We start from the raw sequence: 15,861 nt of genomic DNA, 5'->3' as shown, positions 1-15,861 counted from the left end.
GCTCTTGGCGGCTAACCCCAGGAACAGGACCGGGACCCCAGGTGGCTGCCGAAACCATTTCCTTGAACGCCCACCAGACCGGTGGAGTTGCCGAGCGCTACGCGCTCGCCCTCCTCAGCATCGCCGATGACGCGCGCGCGAGCGACGCCGCGGCGCTGGACCGCATCGCGGCCGACATGGAGGGGCTGTTCTCCGTCTATCGGAACGATCCCGAATTCCGTGCCTTCCTGGCCGATCCGCGCCGTGGCGCGGCCGAGCAGCAGAAGGCGATCTTCGCCATCATCGAGAATTCCGGGATCGGCGACGAGGTGCGCAAGCTGATGGGCGTGCTGATCGCCAATCGCCGCCTCAGCCAGTTCCCGAACGTGGCCGCCGCCTTCGGCGCCAAGCTCGCCGAGCGCCGCGGCCAGCAGGTCGCCGCCGTCACCACCGCCTTCCCGCTGACCGACACGCAGCGCGCGCAGATCACCGCGCGCCTGACCGAGGCCGGTTTCTCGGGCGTCAAGCTGGCCGAGACCGTGGACAGCACCATCCTGGGCGGGCTGATCGTCCGCATCGGATCGCGGCTCTACGACAACAGCCTCAAGTCGAAACTGCAGCGTTTGCAATATGCCATGAAGGGAGCCGCCTGAGATGGAAATCCGTCCGGCCGAAATTTCCGAAATCCTGAAGCAGCAGATCGCGAGCTTCGACGCTTCCGCCAACGTGGCCGAGGTCGGCACCGTGCTGACGGTGGGTGACGGCATCGCGCGCGTCTATGGCCTGCAGAACGTGATGGCCGGCGAGCTGGTGGATTTCCCCGCCTCCGGCGTGAAGGGCATGGCGCTGAACCTCGAGACCGACAATGTCGGCGTCGTGATCTTCGGCTCCGACCTTTCGGTGAAGGAAGGCGACACGGTCAGCCGCACCGGCGCCATCGTGGACGTTCCCGTCGGCAAGGGCCTGCTGGGCCGCGTCGTGGACGGCCTCGGCAACCCGATCGACGGCAAGGGCCCGCTGACCGACGTGGTCCGCATGCGCGCCGAGCTGAAGGCGCCGGGCATCATCCCGCGCAAGTCCGTGCATGAGCCGATGCAGACCGGCATCAAGGCGATCGACGCCCTGATCCCCATCGGCCGTGGCCAGCGCGAGCTGATCATCGGTGACCGCCAGACCGGCAAGACCGCCGTGATCGTGGACACCATCATCAACCAAAAGACCATCAACGCCGGCGATGACGAGAGCAAGAAGCTCTACTGCATCTACGTCGCCATCGGCCAGAAGCGCTCCACCGTCGCCCAGCTCGTGAAGACGCTGGAGGAGCAGGGCGCGCTCGAGTACTCCATCATCGTGGCCGCCACCGCCTCCGACCCGGCGCCGATGCAGTTCCTGGCGCCCTACACCGGCTGCGCCATGGGCGAGTTCTTCCGCGACAACGGCATGCACGCGGTCATCTTCTACGACGACCTTTCCAAGCAGGCCGTGGCTTACCGCCAGATGTCGCTGCTGCTGCGCCGTCCGCCGGGCCGCGAGGCCTATCCGGGCGACGTGTTCTACCTGCACTCCCGCCTGCTCGAGCGCGCGGCGAAGATGGGCGACGAGGCCGGCAATGGCTCGCTCACCGCGCTGCCGGTCATCGAGACCCAGGCCGGTGACGTGTCCGCCTACATCCCGACCAACGTGATCTCGATCACGGACGGCCAGATCTTCCTGGAGACGGAGCTCTTCTTCAAGGGTATCCGCCCCGCCGTGAACGTTGGCCTCTCGGTCTCGCGCGTGGGTTCCGCCGCGCAGATCAAGGCGATGAAGCAGGTGGCCGGCAAGATCAAGCTGGAGCTGGCGCAGTACCGTGAGATGGCGGCCTTCGCCCAGTTCTCCTCGGATCTCGACGCCTCCACCCAGGCCCTGCTGAACCGCGGCGCCCGCCTGACCGAGCTGCTGAAGCAGCCGCAGTTCAAGCCGGTTCCGGTCGAGGAGCAGGTGATCGCGATCTTCGCCGGCACGCGCGGCTATCTCGACAAGCTGCCGCTGAACAAGGTCGGCGAGTTCGAGAGCCGCCTGCTCAGCGAGCTGAAGGCCGCGGCCCCGGACATCGTCGCCAGCATCCGCAATGATCGCGAGATCAAGAAGGAGACGGAAGCGAAGCTGGTGGCCTTCCTCGACGGCTTCGTGAAGACCTTCGGCTGAGCTCCTGACATGGCCACGTTGAAAAGCCTGCGCCTGCGGATCAACAGCGTGAAGTCCACGCGGAAGATCACGCAGGCCATGAAGATGGTGGCCGCCGCCAAGCTGCGCCGCGCGCAGACCCAGGCCGAGGCCGCCCGCCCCTATGCCGAGCGCATGGAGCGCATGCTCGCCTCGCTCGGCGCCTCCGTCGCCGGTTCGCCGGATGCGCCGAAGCTGCTGGTCGGCACCGGCGCGGACAAGGTGCACCTGCTGGTGGTGGTGACGGCCGAGCGCGGTCTCTGCGGCGGCTTCAACACCAATGTCGGCCGCTTCACGCGCACGACAGTGCGTGCGCTGGAGGCCGAGGGCAAGACGGTGAAGATCATCACCGTCGGCCGCAAGGGCGCGGTCTATCTCAAGCGCGAATTCGCGAGCCGCTTCGTGGGCGAGTATAGCTTCGCCAACAAGAAGCGCATCGGCTTCGAGGACGCGGCCGAGGTGACGGCGCGCATCAGCGAGATGCTGGAGGCGGGCGAGTTCGACGTCTGCACCCTCATCTACAACCGCTTCAAGAACGTCATCAGCCAGACGCCGACCGGCCAGCAGCTCATCCCGGCGCCGATGCCGGAAGCCGCGGCGGATGGCGGCATGCAGTACGAGTTCGAGCCGACGGAAGAGGAAATTCTCGCGCGCATCCTGCCGCAGAACCTCGCCATCCAGCTCTACCGCGCGCTGCTGGACAATGCGGCCGGCTTCTACGGCAGCCAGATGACCGCGATGGACAACGCCACGCGCAATGCGGGCGAGATGATCAACAAGCTGACGCTGAACTACAACCGCACGCGTCAGGCCAACATCACCCGTGAGCTGATCGAGATCATCTCCGGCGCTGAAGCCCTTTAAGAAGGATTGCCGCACATGAAGAACAATGTCGGTCAGGTGACGCAGGTGCTCGGCGCCGTGGTGGACGTGCAGTTCCCCGCCGAGCTTCCCGCGATCATGAACGCGCTGACGCTGCAGATCGGCGAGCAGAAGCTCGTCCTCGAAGTGGCGCAGCACCTGGGTGAGCGCACGGTGCGCTGCATCGCCATGGACACCACGGACGGCCTGGTGCGCGGCACGGAAGTGACCGACACGGGTGCGGGCATCTCCGTCCCCGTCGGCCCCGGCACGCTCGGCCGCATCCTGAACGTGATCGGCGAGCCGATCGACGAGCGCGGCCCGGTCTCGGCCACCATGTACTACCCCATCCACCGCGAGGCCCCGGCCTTCGAGGAGCAGGCCACCAGCGCCGAGATCCTCGTCACCGGCATCAAGGTGATCGACCTGCTGGCCCCCTACCTGAAGGGCGGCAAGATCGGCCTCTTCGGCGGCGCCGGCGTGGGCAAGACCGTGACCATCCAGGAGCTCATCAACAACATCGCCAAGGGCCATGGCGGCGTGTCCGTCTTCGCCGGCGTCGGTGAGCGCACGCGCGAGGGCAACGACCTCTATCACGAGATGATCGACGCCGGCGTCATCAAGCTCGGCGACGGCAACACGGATGGCTCCAAGGTGGCGCTGGTCTATGGCCAGATGAACGAGCCGCCGGGTGCGCGCGCGCGCGTCGCCCTCTCCGGCCTCTCGATGGCGGAATACTTCCGCGACGAGCAGGGCCAGGACGTGCTCTTCTTCATCGACAACATCTTCCGCTTCACCCAGGCCGGCGCCGAGGTGTCCGCGCTGCTGGGCCGCATCCCGTCGGCGGTGGGCTATCAGCCCACGCTGTCCACGGACATGGGCGCCCTGCAGGAGCGCATCACCTCCACCAAGAAGGGCTCGATCACCTCGGTGCAGGCCATCTACGTGCCCGCCGACGACTTGACCGACCCCGCGCCCGCCACCTCCTTCGCGCACCTGGATGCGACGACGGTGCTCAACCGCTCCATCGCGGAGCTGGGCATCTTCCCGGCCGTGGACCCGCTCGACTCCACGTCGCGCGCCATGGACCCGCGCATCGTCGGCAACGACCACTACAACACGGCCCGCGAAGTGCAGAAGATCCTGCAGACCTACAAGTCGCTGCAGGACATCATCGCCATCCTGGGCATGGATGAGCTCTCGGAAGAGGACAAGCTGATCGTGGCGCGCGCGCGCAAGATCCAGCGCTTCCTCAGCCAGCCCTTCCACGTGGCCGAGGTCTTCACCGGCACGCCGGGCGTCTTCGTGAAGCTGGAGGACACGATCCGCAGCTTCGCCGCGATCTGCGCCGGCGAGTATGATCACCTGCCGGAAGCCGCCTTCTACATGGTCGGCACGATCGAAGAGGCTGCCAAGAAGGCGGAGACGTTGAAGCAGGCGGCCTGAGGCAGCCTCTTCAATCGTTTGTTTTTGGCGCCCTCAGGCGCCGGGCGCGGCCTCCGGCCGCTTGGCTTCGCCGCGCGGCTGTCGCGCGGGTTGGTAACTCAGTTGGGCGGCGCCGGCCGCGTTGCGGCCGGATCCTCCTGGGGCAGCGCAGACACGCTGGCTGCCCGCGGTTTGACGGGGAAGATTGATGGCCACGTTTCAGCTTGAACTCGTCTCGCCGGAGAAGCTCCTGCTCTCCCGTCCGGTGGAGATGGTCGTCATTCCCGCCGCCGAGGGTGAGATGGGCGTCCTGCCCGGCCATGCGCCGATGATCGTCGCCCTGCGTGGCGGCACCATCCGCGTGACCGAGGGCGGCCGCGACACTGATCGCCTCTTCGTCGCCGGCGGCTTCGCCGAAGTGACGCCCGAGCGCGTCACCATCCTCGCCGATGAGGCGACGCCCGTCGCCGAACTCTCCAAGGCCGAGGCCGATCGCCGCATCGCCACCGCGGAAGCCGCCTACAATGCGGCCGCGATGGACACGCCCGAGAAGCGCGACGCCGCCATGGCCACGCTGCTCGCCATGCGCGCCATGCGTGAGGTCGCCGAAGCGGCGTGATGTCTCGGCATCACGGCTTCGCCGTGATGCCCCTCAGGCGACGGGGCCGGCCGCACATGCGGCCAGATGCTCCGATCCCGGTTCCCCTCCTGGGAAGTTCGCTCTTCCCCCGCGTCCTCCGCGCCACATCCCGTGTCTTTTCCGCCACCTGCCGCTTGATCTCATGCCGCCGGGCGCGCATGTCTGGCGCATGGAGGCCGTGACGGAACGATGAAGCACTGGCATATCGAGCAGATCGCCTGGGACAGCTTCGACCCTTCCAAGGTCGAGCCCGAGGTCATCCCCCTCGTGAAGGCCGCCGCCATGGTCGAGCGCAATGGCGACGACTACGCGGCCTATCTCAAATCCGTCTTCCATGACGATCCGGATTTCCAGGCCGCCGCCGACAACTGGGCGGTCGAGGAGAACCAGCACGGGGACGCGCTCGGCCGCTGGGCCATGCTGGCCGACCCGTCCTTCCAGTACATGGAAAGCTTCGCCCGCTACCGCGCGGGCTACAAGATCGACGTGAAGGCGGATGCCTCCATCCGCGGGTCGCGCACCGGCGAGCTCATCGCCCGCTGCATGGTCGAGACGGGCACCTCCAGCTACTACACCGCGCTCGGCGAGGCCTCGGAAGAGCCGGTGCTGAAGCAGGTCTGCCGCCTCATCGCCGCCGACGAATACCGCCACTTCAAGCTCTTCTATGACCACATGAAGCGCTACCTGGCGCGCGAGAACCTCTCCTTCCCGCGCCGGCTGCGGGTGGCGCTCGGCCGCGTCGGCGAGACGGAGGATGACGAGCTGGCCTTCGCCTTCCATTGCAGCAATGACCCACCGGGCGTCGCCTATGAGCATGCCCGCTGCTCGGCCGGCTATATGGGCCGGGCGATGGGCTATTACCGCTACCACCACATCGAGCGCAGCATGGGCATGATCTTCAAGGCGATCGGCCTGGAGCCGCGCGGCCGCATGTCGGACCTCGCCGCGCGCGGCGCCTGGCGCCTGCTCTGCTGGCGGCGGGAGAAGTTCCGCCAGCAATTGGCGCGGGAGGCGCAGCCCGTTTACGCCCGCGCGGCGTGAGCGCGCCCATGCCCGGCCGCCGCCCCCTGCTCACGGCGGCCCTCGCGGCCGCCCTCCCCGGCTGCGCCCAGGCGCAAGCGCCGGCCCCGGGGCTGTCGCTGCGGCAGATCGCCCGCGCGCGGGGCCTCAGCTTCGGCACCGCCGTGCGCGGCCAGGTGCTCGAGAGCGACCAGGCCCTCGCCGCCCTGGTGGCGCGCGAGGCCGATGTCATCGTCCCGGAGTGGGAGGGCAAGTGGGACGCGCTGCAGCCCGAGCGCGGCCGCTTCGACTTCGCGCAGCTCCGCCCCATCCTGCGCTTCGCCCAGGCCCACAACCAGCGCGTCCGTGGCCATGCGCTGCTCTGGCATGTCGCCATGCCGGCCTGGCTGGCGCCCGCCATCGCCGAGGGGCCGGCCCAGGCCGCCGCCATCCTGGAGGAGCACATCACCACCGTCCTTCGGGAGACGCGCGACTCGATCCGCGACTGGGACGTGCTGAACGAGATCATCAGCAACCCGCCCGGCAGCGACAATCCGGACCCGACCGATGGGGATCTCCGCCCCACGCCCTGGCTCGCCGCCCTCGGCCCCTCCTACCCCGAGCGCGCCCTTCGCATCGCGCGCTCGGTGGACCCGACGCTGCGACTGACGATGAACGACTACGGCATCGAGGCCGACACACCCGCCGCCGCCATCAAGCGCGCCCGGCTGCTGCGCGTGGTGCGCGGCCTGCTGGACCGGCGCTGCCCGCTCGACGCCATCGGCATCCAGGCACATCTGCAGATGCGCGAGCCCTTCCGGCCCGAGCCCTTCGTGGCCTTCCTGCAGGAGCTGCGCGGCCTCGGCCTCGCCACCCTCATCACCGAGCTGGATGTGCGCGAGCCAGATGTGCTGGCGCCGACGCTCGCGCTGCGTGACGCGGCGGTGGCGGATTACGCCGGGCAATTCCTGCGCGCGGCGCTGGAAGGCGGGGCGCGCAGCATCCTCACCTGGGGCCTGACCGACCGCGATTCCTGGCTGGTGCAGGAACCCGCCGTGGCGCGGCGCGACGGCCAGCTGACCCGCGGCCTGCCCTATGATGCGGAGCTGCGCCCCAAGGCCCTGCGCGAGCGGATCGCGCAGGTGCTCGCGGGGAACTAGGCGGCCACCCGCCGGCCGAGAAATCCGTTCACCGCCTCGGCCAGCGCGGTCGCGATGCGCGCGCGATGCTCCGGCCGGCGCAGCAGCGCCTCCTCCGCCGGGTTCGAGAGGAAGCCGCATTCCACCAGGGCCGAGGGCACGTCCGGCGCCTTGAGCACCACGAACTGCGCCCGCCGCAACGGCTGGTTCAGCAGCGGCACGTCGCCATCCAGCGCATTCACGGTGAGGCGCGCGAGTCGCTCCGACCCCGCCCGGGTCTCCTGCCGCATGAGGCTGAGCAGGATGCGCTGCACCTCGGGCGAGACGGAGGGCAGGCGCAGGCCACCCGCGCGGTCGGCCAGGTTCTCGCGCCGGGCCAGCGCCGCGGCCAGCGGGTCGGTCGCGGTTTCGGCCAGGGTATAGACAGAGGCGCCGCGCAGCCCCTGGCCCTGCCCGGCCGGCATGGCATCGGCATGGATGGAGAGCAGCAGCGCGGCCTCCCGCTCGCGCGCCAGGTCCACCCGGCGGGCCAGTGGCACGAAGACGTCCCGCGTGCGGGTCAGCGCCACGCGGCAGCGGCCGCCCTGCTCCAGCAGGCGCTTCAGTTCCAGGGCGATGGGCAGGGTGATGCGCTTTTCCTGCGTGCCGCCAGGGCCGATGGCACCCGGATCGGCCCCGCCATGGCCGGGGTCGAGCACCACCAGCGGCAGCGGCGGGCGACCGCGCGCAACCTGCGCGTGTGCGGCCGGCGCCAGACCAAGCCCGGCGAGACCCGCGAGAAAGAAACGGCGATGGAACCCCTGCATCCTGCCGCGACCCCCACCGCGACGCGCCCCTTCTACCGAAATCCGCACGAAAATCCAGCATTCCGTGCCATCCGCTTGGGCAGCGCGGGCCCATCATCGGCCATTTGGGCCATCGGGCGGGCGACATATCGTAACAGGCGGGTTGTGAGCCCCCCCCCTTCCGCGTATGGTGACCTGCCCCAGCGATAGGTGCTGCGGGCGAGACAAGGGGCAGAGGGCGCGTGTGGTTCGCGCCGGGCCCTGGCCAGATCCCGCCGGATGGACGCCCCTTGGGTGGCACCTGGCGGTCAGCCGGCCGGTTTCGCCAGCGCGCCAGCGGTGCAGCCCGGCCCGCGTCGTCCCTCGACCTCCGCGCCCCTGGACTGCCGCGATATCGCCCGCCCGCGAAGGGCGCACATCCGTGGGGGTGGAGCCATTGGGCACGACGCCCCGCCCCTGCCGCCCCATTGGGCGCAGGTTCCAGCGGGCGCCACGCCCCCGAGTGAGGACGAAAGCGCATGTCACCGACATCGCCGCCGATCGGCCCCCGCCCGGATTCCCTCTCTCTTTTCCGCCGCGGGCCGGAACCGGGCCCTGCCCCTTCCCGTCGCGGTGCGGAGTGTTCCTTGCATGACCAAGCGCATGTTGATCGACGCGGCCCATCCGGAAGAAACCCGGGTGGTCGTGATGGATGGTCACCGGGTTGACGAATTCGACCTGGAGGCCGCCAACCGCCTCCCGCTGAAGGGCAATATCTACCTGGCCCGCGTGGTCCGGGTGGAACCCAGCCTCCAGGCGGCCTTCGTGGAATATGGCGGCAACCGCCACGGCTTCCTCGCCTTCGGCGAGATCCACCCCGACTATTACCAGATCCCCGTCGCCGACCGGCAGCGGCTGATCGAGGCGCAGCAGCAGGAAGCGCGCGAGGAGGCCGAGGCCGAGGCGCGCGAGGATGAGCGCCGCGCCCAGGCCCAGGCCGCCCGCGCCGCCGCCGCCGTCAAGGCCGGCCGTCCCGCCCCCGCCGAGGAGGCCGAGGAGGCCGACCCCCGCCAGGTGAGCGATGACGCCGTGCTCGAGGCGCCCGAGGACCTGGCCGGCGAAGTCGCCCCCACCGCCGCCGAGATCGCCGCCGACCTCGCCGCCGAGCTGGAGGCCGAGCAGGCCGCCCGCGAGGAAGCGCGCCAGGAAGCCCGCGACGACGCCAGCGCCGAGGCCGCCGCCGAGGACCGGGCCGAGGGCGAATCCGAAGGCGACGACGCCCCCGCCCCCATGCCCGAGCTGGTCGGCACGCCCGATGGCGAGACCGAGGCCGACACCGAGGAGCGCATGCGCGAGCGCCGGCCGACGCCGCGCTTCCTGCGCAACTACAAGATCCAGGAGGTGATCCGCCGCCGGCAGATCATCCTCATCCAGGTCGTGAAGGAAGAGCGCGGCACCAAGGGCGCCGCCCTCACCACCTACATCTCGCTTGCCGGCCGCTTCTCCGTGCTGATGCCGAACTCGCCCCGCGGCGGCGGCGTCTCCCGCAAGATCACCTCCAGCTCCGACCGGCGCCGCCTGCGCGAGGTCATTGACGAGCTGGACATGCCGCCGGGCATGTCGCTCATCGTCCGCACCGCGGGCGCCCAGCGGCCCAAGCCCGAGATCCGGCGCGACTGCGAATACCTGCTGGGCCTGTGGAACCACATCCGCGAGCGCACGCTGGCCAGCACCGCGCCCGCGCTGATCTATGAGGAAGCCGACCTCATCAAGCGCTCCATCCGCGACGGCTATGCGCGCGACATGGACGAGATCCTGGTCGAGGGCGACGAGGCCTATTCCACGGCCCGCGAATTCATGCGGATGCTCATGCCCGAGCATGTCCGCAAGATCCAGGCCTATCGCGACGGCACCGTGCCGCTCTTCTCGCGCTACAATGCCGAGGCGCAGCTCGATGCGATGCACGAGCCGACCGTGCAGCTGCGCTCCGGCGGCTATATCGTCATCAACCAGACCGAGGCGCTGGTCGCCATCGACGTGAACTCCGGCCGCTCGACGCGCGAGCGGAACATCGAGGACACGGCGCTGCGCACCAACCTGGAAGCGGCGGAGGAAATCGCCCGCCAGCTGCGCCTGCGCGACCTCGCCGGCCTCATCGTCGTCGACTTCATCGACATGGACGCGAACCGCCACAACGCGATGGTGGAGAAGCGCATGAAGGATGCGCTGCGCAATGACCGCGCGCGCATCCAGGTGGGCCGCATCAGCCATTTCGGCCTGCTCGAGATGTCGCGCCAGCGGCTGCGCCCCTCGCTGGCCGAGACCACCTTCGTCACCTGCCCGCATTGCCTGGGCCGCGGCACCGTCCGTGGGCTGGAGAGCAGCGCGCTGGCCGTGCTGCGCGCGGTCGAGGAGGAGTGCGCCAAGCGCCGCGCCGCCGAGATCACGGTGCGCGTGAACTCGCCCGCCGCCCTCTACCTGCTGAACAAGAAGCGCGACCGCCTGGCCGATATCGAGAGCCGCTGGGGTGTGACCGTGCTGTTCGATCCGGACGACACGCTGCACGGCGCCGAGACGCGCATCGAGCGCAGCAAGACGCCGCCTGCCCCGGTGAGCGAACGCCCGGCCGCGCTCCGCATGGATTATGCCGAGGAGGAGCCCGAGGATTTGGGCGATGACACGGCCGAGGAAAGCGCCGCCGAGGCCGCCGAGGGCGGCACCGCCGAGGAACGCGCCCGCCGTCCCCGCCGCCGCCGCCGTGGCCGCAATGGCCGCCGCGAAGGCGGCGCGCCCGAGCGGGGTGAAGCCGGCGAGGCCGAAGCCGCCGAGGGCGAGGGTGAGGCCGAGGCCTCCGCCAGCGCCGAGGATGCCGAGGCGCCCGCCACCGAGGCGGCCGATGGCCCCGCCGGTGACGGCCCCGCTGGTGATGGCCCCGCTGGTGATGGCCCCGCTGGTGATGGCGAGGAACGCGGCCCGCGCCGCCGTGGCCGCCGCGGTGGCCGCCGCCGCCGCGAGGGCGAGCCCGCCACCGACGCCACGGAAGACGCCGCCGAGCCGGTGGCGAGCCCCGCCCCCGCCTATGCCGGCCCGACACCGGCCGACCCCTTCGGCGGTGCGCCGGATTCGCTGATGGCCGCGATGGAGGCTGCCGAAGCCGCCGCCGAAGCCGCGGCCGAAGCCGCCCGCCGCCGCCCGGCGCCCGAGGCCGCCCCCGCCGTGGAGGCTCCCGTGGAGGCCCCTGCCGCCGTAGCGGTCCCCACCGACGCGCCCGTCGCCGAGGCCGCGCCCGCCGAGACGCCCGTGGCCGAAACCGCCCCGGTGCCTGAGCCGGTCGCCGTGGCGCCTGACCCTGCACCGGCCCCCGCCCCGGCGCCCGCCCCGGCCGAGCCGGTGATCGGGCCCGCCATCCTGCCCAAGACGGTCGAGGAAGTGGCGGCCGCCGCTCCCCGCCGTGGCGGCTGGTGGAAGCGGTGAGCCAGGCCGAACCCCCGGTCCTCGTCCAGCGCGAGGGCCCGGTGGTTCACGTCACGCTGAACCGCCCCGCCCGCCGCAACGCCATTGGCGGCGGGATGGGCGAGGCGCTGGACGAACTGCTCGACGAGCTGCGCGGCCATGCCACGGCGCGCATCGTGGTGCTCCGCGGCGCCGGCGGGCATTTCTGCGCCGGGCTCGACCTGACCGAGGTCGTCGCCGGCACGCCGGAGGAGCGGCTGGCCGCGATGCAGCTCCGCAACCGGCGCCTCGGCGCCCGTTATGCCGAGATCTCCGCCCTGCCGCAGGTGGTGATCGCCGCCGTCGAAGGCGCGGCGCATGCCGGCGGCCTCGGCTTCCTGTGCAGCGCCGACATCGCCTTCGCCACCGCCGATGCGCGCTTCGCCGCGCCCGAGGCAAGGCGCGGCCTGGTCCCCGCGCAGATCCTGCCCTGGCTGGCCCGCCGCATGGGGCGGCCAAATGCGGCGCGGATGGTGCTCGAGGGTGGCGTGATCACCGCCGAGGAGGCCGTCCGCCGCGGCCTGGTGCATGAGGTGGCGCCGGATCGTGCGGGCCTGGATGCGCTGGTGGCTGCCAGCATCGCGCAGCTGCTGGAGGGCGCGCCCGGCGCGCTGGCGGAGACGAAGAAGCTGCTGGCCGCGCTGGGCCCACTCTCGCCCGAGGGCTATGCCGAGGCCGGCGCCCAGGCCTTTGGCCGCACCGCCGCCGGCCCCGAGGCCGCCGAGGGCATCGCCGCCTTCCGCGAGAAGCGCAAGCCGAGCTGGGCCCTGGGGTAGCGGCGGGCAGGCGCAGCCCGCACCGGATCAGATCATAGGCGACCTTCGGAGAAACCGGCCGCAACGCGGCCGGCGCCGCCCAACCGGGCGCATGGCCCCGCGCCGCCTCGGCGCGGCGAAGCCAAAGGCGCGGAGCGCGCGACAGGCGCCGAGGGCGCCAAACCTATCTCGGCGTTGCCGTCTCGGTGCCGGCGGCGAAGGCGCCGATGGTGGTCCATTGACCCACCAGCTGGCCATTGGGGCGCAGCTCATAGACGCCCATGCTCGGGCTGCTGCCCCCACCCAGGCTGAAGGCGGTGGCAAAGCTGAGGCCGCTCACCATCCCCACGCCCTCGATCACGTCCGGGCCGATGTTCCAGCGCAGGCGGAAGGAGAGCAGGCCGATCTGCTCCAGCTCCAGCGTGCCGGTATAGGCGCTGCCATCCGGATTGGTGCCCGTGACGTCATAGGTGCCGCTCCGCTGGGCCTGGGCCGGTGCGGCGGCCACCGAGACAGCGAGGCAGGCGGCCAGGAAGATACGCGTCATCAGGCTCGTCTCCGTTGGGGCGGCTCACTTCACCGTGGCCACCCTGAGCGCATTGGTGGTGCCCGGTGTGCCAAAGGGCACGCCCGCTGTCACCACCAGCTCCTCGCCGAGGCGGGCGAAACCCTCCTGCTGCGCGGCCCGGCTGGCGCGCGCCACCATTTCCGTCATCGAGTGGATATCCTGAACCACCAGCGGATGCACCCCCCAGACCACGGCGAGCCGCCGCGCCGCCTGCAGCTCCGCCGTCAGGCCGAGGATCGGGCAGTCGGGCCGCTCGCGCGCCACGCGCAGCGTGGTGGAGGCGGTGCTGGTGAAGGTCGCGATGACCTGGGCGTGCACCGTATGCGCCACCTGGGCGGCGGCGGCGGCGATGGCGCCGGCGCTGGTGGGTTCGGGCGCGGGGCGGTTCGCATCGGTCTGGGCCCGCCAGCCCGGGTCCTGCTCCACCCGACCGACGATGCGGTCCATGATGTTCACGGCTTCCAGCGGGTATTGCCCGGCCGCCGTCTCGGCCGAGAGCATCACCGCATCGGCGCCGTCGAAGACGGCGTTGGAGACGTCGCTCGCCTCCGCGCGGGTCGGCGAGGGCGCGGTGATCATGCTCTCCAGCATCTGGGTCGCGACCACCACGGGCTTGCCGAGCTGCCGGGCGGCGCGGACGATGCGCTTCTGCACCAGCGGCACCTCCTCCGTCGGCATTTCCACGCCGAGGTCGCCGCGCGCCACCATCACGCAGTCGCAGAGCTCCAGGATGGCATCGAGATTCTCGACGGCCTGGGGCTTTTCCATCTTCACCATGATCCAGGCGCGGCCGGCCGCGATCGCCTTGGCCTCGGCCACATCCTCCGGCCGCTGCACGAAGGAGAGGCCGACATATTCGATGCCGAGCGGCAGGACGAAATCGAGGTCGGCACGGTCCTTCTCGGTCAGTGCCGGGATGGGGAGCGCCACGTCGGGCACATTCACGCCCTTGCGGTCGGAGAGGGCGCCGCCCACCACCACCTCGGTCTCCAGGTGGTCATTCGCCACCTGGCGCACCACGCGCAGCTTCAGCTTGCCGTCATCGAGCAGGAGCGTGGTGCCGATGCGGGCCGCGTTGATGATCTCGGGGTGGGGCAGCTGGACGCGCTTCACATCGCCCGGCGTCGGGTTGAGGTCGAGGCGGAAGCGGGCGCCGGTGGTGAGCTGAACGCGCCCGGCGGCGAATTTGCCGACGCGCAGCTTGGGCCCCTGGACATCGGCCAGGATTCCGATGGGCCGGCCGGTCTTGCGCTCCACCTCACGGATCATCTGGATGCGGCTTGCGTGGTCCTCATGCGTGCCGTGGCTGAAGTTGAGGCGGAAGACATCGGCGCCCTGGCGGAACAGCTTCTCGATCATCTCGACCGTGGCGCTGGCGGGGCCGAGGGTGGCGATGATCTTGGTGCGGCGGTGCCGGCGCAGCGGGATGCGGGAGGCCATGCGGGGCAATCCTTCGGGGGCCGGGGCCGGCTTGGTGCCGGGGGGCGCAAGCCGCTCGGGCGGCAGGTTGAACAGGCGCGCGACATCGGCCACGCGATCCGGCGGGATGCGCTTCCATTGGCTGACGGCGGCGGTGGAGATGTTGAGCGCCGAAGCGATGCGGGTGACGGCACCGCGGCGGGCAAGGATGTCTTCAAGGGCAGGGTCGCGCATGGGCTTAACTTACACAAGGTAAGTCGCAACGCCAATGACGGTTTTGTAGCTTATCATTGCTAAGCTACAAGGATTGCCCGCACGTCATTCACATTGGTCAGCGTCGGCCCGGGCGTGAGCAGCCCGCCGGATGCGGCGAACACATCCAGGCTGCGATGCGCCGCCAGCAGCCCCTGCGGATCGAGCCCCGCCGCCCGCGCCGCCGCCAGCGTGCCCGGCCCCGCGATGGCGCCGGCATGCGCGGACTTGCCGTCGATGCCATCCGTATCGGCGCAGAGCGCCCAGACGCCCGGCGCGCCATTCAGCGCGAGCGCGATCCCCAGCAGGCATTCGGTGTTCCGCCCGCCCGCGCCGCCCGCACCCTTGGCCATGGTCACCGTGCATTCACCGCCCGAGAGCAGCACGCAGGGGCCCGGCAACGGCAGGCCATGCGCCGCCACGCTGCGCGCCATCCCGCCCAGCACCGTGCCGACATGCCGCGCCTCGCCCTCCAGCGCATCGCCCAGGATGAGCGGCGTCAGGCCCATCCCCCGCGCCGCCTCCGCCATGGCGGCCAGCGCCATCATGGGGGTGGCGATCATCCGAAGCTCCGCACGCGCGAGGCGGGGGTCGCCCGGCTTGGGCGATTCCTCCACCCCCGCGGCGAGATGCGCCACCACGGCCGGCGGCAGTTCCATCCCGTAACGGGCCACGATGGCGCGGGCCTCGGCGAAGCTTGTCGGGTCCGCCACGGTGGGACCGGAGGCGATGACCTCCGGGTCATCCCCCGGCACGTCCGAGATCGCCAGCGTCACCACCCGCGCCGGATGCGCCGCCGCTGCCAGCCGCCCGCCCGAGAAGGCGGAAAGATGCTTGCGGATGCAGTTCATCTCCCCGATCACCGCGCCCGAGGCGAGCAGCGCCTGGTTGGTGGCAATCAGGTCCTCAAGGGAGAGCCCCGGCGCCGGCAGCGTGGAGAGCGAGGAGCCGCCGCCCGAGATCAGCGCCAGCACGAGATCGTCTTCCGTCAGCCCCTGGACCATGGCCAGCATCTCGGCCGCCGCGGCGGCGCCACCGGCATCCGGCGTCGGGTGCTTGCCGAAGCGCAGCGCGATGCGGCTCAGCGGCAGCCCCGCCCCATGGGGCGCGATGACCAGGCCCGAGAGCGGCAGATGCGCCCAGGCCGCCTCCACCGCCTGCGCCATCTTCGCCGCCGCCTTGCCGACGCCGACGACGAGGACGCGGCCCTTGCTCGGCGGCTGCGGCAGGTGCGCGGCCAGCACGGCCAGCGGATCGGCCGCGCGCACCGCGGCGGCATAGAGGTCGCGCAGCGCGGCGGTGGCGGTGGCGTCGGTCCAGTGGGTCATGGGCGTGTCCTTTGCGCCATCATGGGCGGGCGTGG

Annotated in this window: 13 protein-coding genes; 9 read left to right on the top strand and 4 right to left on the bottom strand. The window is 70.9% G+C overall.

Going from position 1 to position 15,861, the window contains the following annotated elements:
* The first annotated feature begins 62 nt into the window (after positions 1 to 62).
* The 7 genes from atpH to R9Z33_RS02845 all read left to right on the top strand — a co-directional run bounded on the left by atpH (position 63) and on the right by R9Z33_RS02845 (position 7,269).
* Positions 63 to 632: an ATP synthase F1 subunit delta gene (atpH, locus tag R9Z33_RS02875; protein WP_318649804.1), complete on the top strand. Its 570-nt coding sequence runs from the start codon at positions 63 to 65 to the stop codon at positions 630 to 632.
* 1 nt (position 633) lies between these two features.
* Positions 634 to 2,166: a F0F1 ATP synthase subunit alpha gene (atpA, locus tag R9Z33_RS02870; protein WP_318649803.1), complete on the top strand. Its 1,533-nt coding sequence runs from the start codon at positions 634 to 636 to the stop codon at positions 2,164 to 2,166.
* 9 nt (positions 2,167 to 2,175) lie between these two features.
* Complete coding sequence (locus tag R9Z33_RS02865) at positions 2,176 to 3,048, top strand: F0F1 ATP synthase subunit gamma (protein ID WP_318649802.1); 873 nt, start codon at positions 2,176 to 2,178, stop codon at positions 3,046 to 3,048.
* Positions 3,049 to 3,063: 15 nt separating this feature from the next.
* On the top strand, positions 3,064 to 4,491 hold the full coding sequence (atpD, locus tag R9Z33_RS02860) for a F0F1 ATP synthase subunit beta (RefSeq protein WP_318649801.1): 1,428 nt from the start codon (positions 3,064 to 3,066) through the stop codon (positions 4,489 to 4,491).
* 187 nt (positions 4,492 to 4,678) lie between these two features.
* Entirely contained in the window at positions 4,679 to 5,089 is a 411-nt protein-coding gene (gene atpC, locus R9Z33_RS02855; RefSeq protein WP_318649800.1) for an ATP synthase F1 subunit epsilon, read from the top strand.
* A gap of 210 nt (positions 5,090 to 5,299) precedes the next feature.
* Positions 5,300 to 6,151, top strand: a complete 852-nt coding sequence (locus tag R9Z33_RS02850) for an acyl-ACP desaturase (protein WP_318649799.1) — start codon at positions 5,300 to 5,302, stop codon at positions 6,149 to 6,151.
* Positions 6,152 to 6,159: 8 nt separating this feature from the next.
* The gene (locus tag R9Z33_RS02845; RefSeq protein ID WP_318649798.1) at positions 6,160 to 7,269 is read left to right on the top strand and encodes an endo-1,4-beta-xylanase; all 1,110 of its coding nucleotides are present in this window, start codon (positions 6,160 to 6,162) and stop codon (positions 7,267 to 7,269) included.
* On the opposite strand, the gene R9Z33_RS02840 is transcribed toward R9Z33_RS02845, so the two are convergent.
* A complete protein-coding gene (locus R9Z33_RS02840) occupies positions 7,266 to 8,054 on the bottom strand; it encodes an N-acetylmuramoyl-L-alanine amidase family protein (protein WP_318649797.1) in 789 nt (262 codons plus the stop codon). The genes R9Z33_RS02845 and R9Z33_RS02840 overlap by 4 nt on opposite strands.
* A gap of 609 nt (positions 8,055 to 8,663) precedes the next feature.
* On the opposite strand from R9Z33_RS02840, the gene R9Z33_RS02835 reads away from it, so the two are divergent.
* Together R9Z33_RS02835 and R9Z33_RS02830 are read left to right on the top strand one after the other, a co-directional pair.
* Positions 8,664 to 11,486: an Rne/Rng family ribonuclease gene (locus R9Z33_RS02835; RefSeq protein WP_450104022.1), complete on the top strand. Its 2,823-nt coding sequence runs from the start codon at positions 8,664 to 8,666 to the stop codon at positions 11,484 to 11,486.
* Positions 11,483 to 12,280: an enoyl-CoA hydratase/isomerase family protein gene (locus tag R9Z33_RS02830; protein WP_318649795.1), complete on the top strand. Its 798-nt coding sequence runs from the start codon at positions 11,483 to 11,485 to the stop codon at positions 12,278 to 12,280. The genes R9Z33_RS02835 and R9Z33_RS02830 overlap by 4 nt, the downstream gene beginning before the upstream one ends.
* A 163-nt stretch (positions 12,281 to 12,443) precedes the next feature.
* On the opposite strand, the gene R9Z33_RS02825 is transcribed toward R9Z33_RS02830, so the two are convergent.
* Genes R9Z33_RS02825 through R9Z33_RS02815 form a run of 3 tightly spaced genes read right to left on the bottom strand, consistent with a single transcriptional unit; the run spans position 12,444 to position 15,826 of the window.
* A complete protein-coding gene (locus tag R9Z33_RS02825; protein ID WP_318649794.1) occupies positions 12,444 to 12,806 on the bottom strand; it encodes a hypothetical protein in 363 nt (120 codons plus the stop codon).
* A 24-nt stretch (positions 12,807 to 12,830) separates the two neighbouring features.
* Positions 12,831 to 14,480 carry a pyruvate kinase gene (gene pyk / locus R9Z33_RS02820; RefSeq protein WP_318649793.1) on the bottom strand — a complete coding sequence of 550 codons (1,650 nt, stop codon included), beginning with the start codon at positions 14,478 to 14,480 and terminating at the stop codon, positions 12,831 to 12,833.
* A gap of 59 nt (positions 14,481 to 14,539) precedes the next feature.
* Positions 14,540 to 15,826, bottom strand: a complete 1,287-nt coding sequence (locus R9Z33_RS02815) for a glycerate kinase type-2 family protein (protein WP_318649792.1) — start codon at positions 15,824 to 15,826, stop codon at positions 14,540 to 14,542.
* Positions 15,827 to 15,861: the final 35 nt, after the last annotated feature.

Origin of the sequence: Sediminicoccus rosea (genome assembly GCF_033547095.1) — a bacterium.
GTDB lineage: Bacteria > Pseudomonadota > Alphaproteobacteria > Acetobacterales > Acetobacteraceae > Roseococcus > Roseococcus rosea.
Note: the sequence above shows the minus strand (reverse complement) of the source record. Positions and strands in the feature narration are given on the sequence as shown.

What these genes read in the sequence shown, in the direction of transcription:
- atpA (WP_318649803.1), top strand. Translation starts at nt 634, where the DNA reads ATGGAAATCCGTCCGGCCGAAATTTCCGAAATCCTGAAGCAGCAGATC.
- R9Z33_RS02865 (WP_318649802.1), top strand. Translation starts at nt 2,176, where the DNA reads ATGGCCACGTTGAAAAGCCTGCGCCTGCGGATCAACAGCGTGAAGTCC.
- atpD (WP_318649801.1), top strand. Translation starts at nt 3,064, where the DNA reads ATGAAGAACAATGTCGGTCAGGTGACGCAGGTGCTCGGCGCCGTGGTG.
- atpC (WP_318649800.1), top strand. Translation starts at nt 4,679, where the DNA reads ATGGCCACGTTTCAGCTTGAACTCGTCTCGCCGGAGAAGCTCCTGCTC.
- R9Z33_RS02850 (WP_318649799.1), top strand. Translation starts at nt 5,300, where the DNA reads ATGAAGCACTGGCATATCGAGCAGATCGCCTGGGACAGCTTCGACCCT.
- R9Z33_RS02845 (WP_318649798.1), top strand. Translation starts at nt 6,160, where the DNA reads ATGCCCGGCCGCCGCCCCCTGCTCACGGCGGCCCTCGCGGCCGCCCTC.
- R9Z33_RS02840 (WP_318649797.1), bottom strand. Translation starts at nt 8,054, where the DNA reads ATGCAGGGGTTCCATCGCCGTTTCTTTCTCGCGGGTCTCGCCGGGCTT.
- R9Z33_RS02835 (WP_450104022.1), top strand. Translation starts at nt 8,664, where the DNA reads ATGACCAAGCGCATGTTGATCGACGCGGCCCATCCGGAAGAAACCCGG.
- R9Z33_RS02825 (WP_318649794.1), bottom strand. Translation starts at nt 12,806, where the DNA reads ATGACGCGTATCTTCCTGGCCGCCTGCCTCGCTGTCTCGGTGGCCGCC.
- pyk (WP_318649793.1), bottom strand. Translation starts at nt 14,480, where the DNA reads ATGCGCGACCCTGCCCTTGAAGACATCCTTGCCCGCCGCGGTGCCGTC.
- R9Z33_RS02815 (WP_318649792.1), bottom strand. Translation starts at nt 15,826, where the DNA reads ATGACCCACTGGACCGACGCCACCGCCACCGCCGCGCTGCGCGACCTC.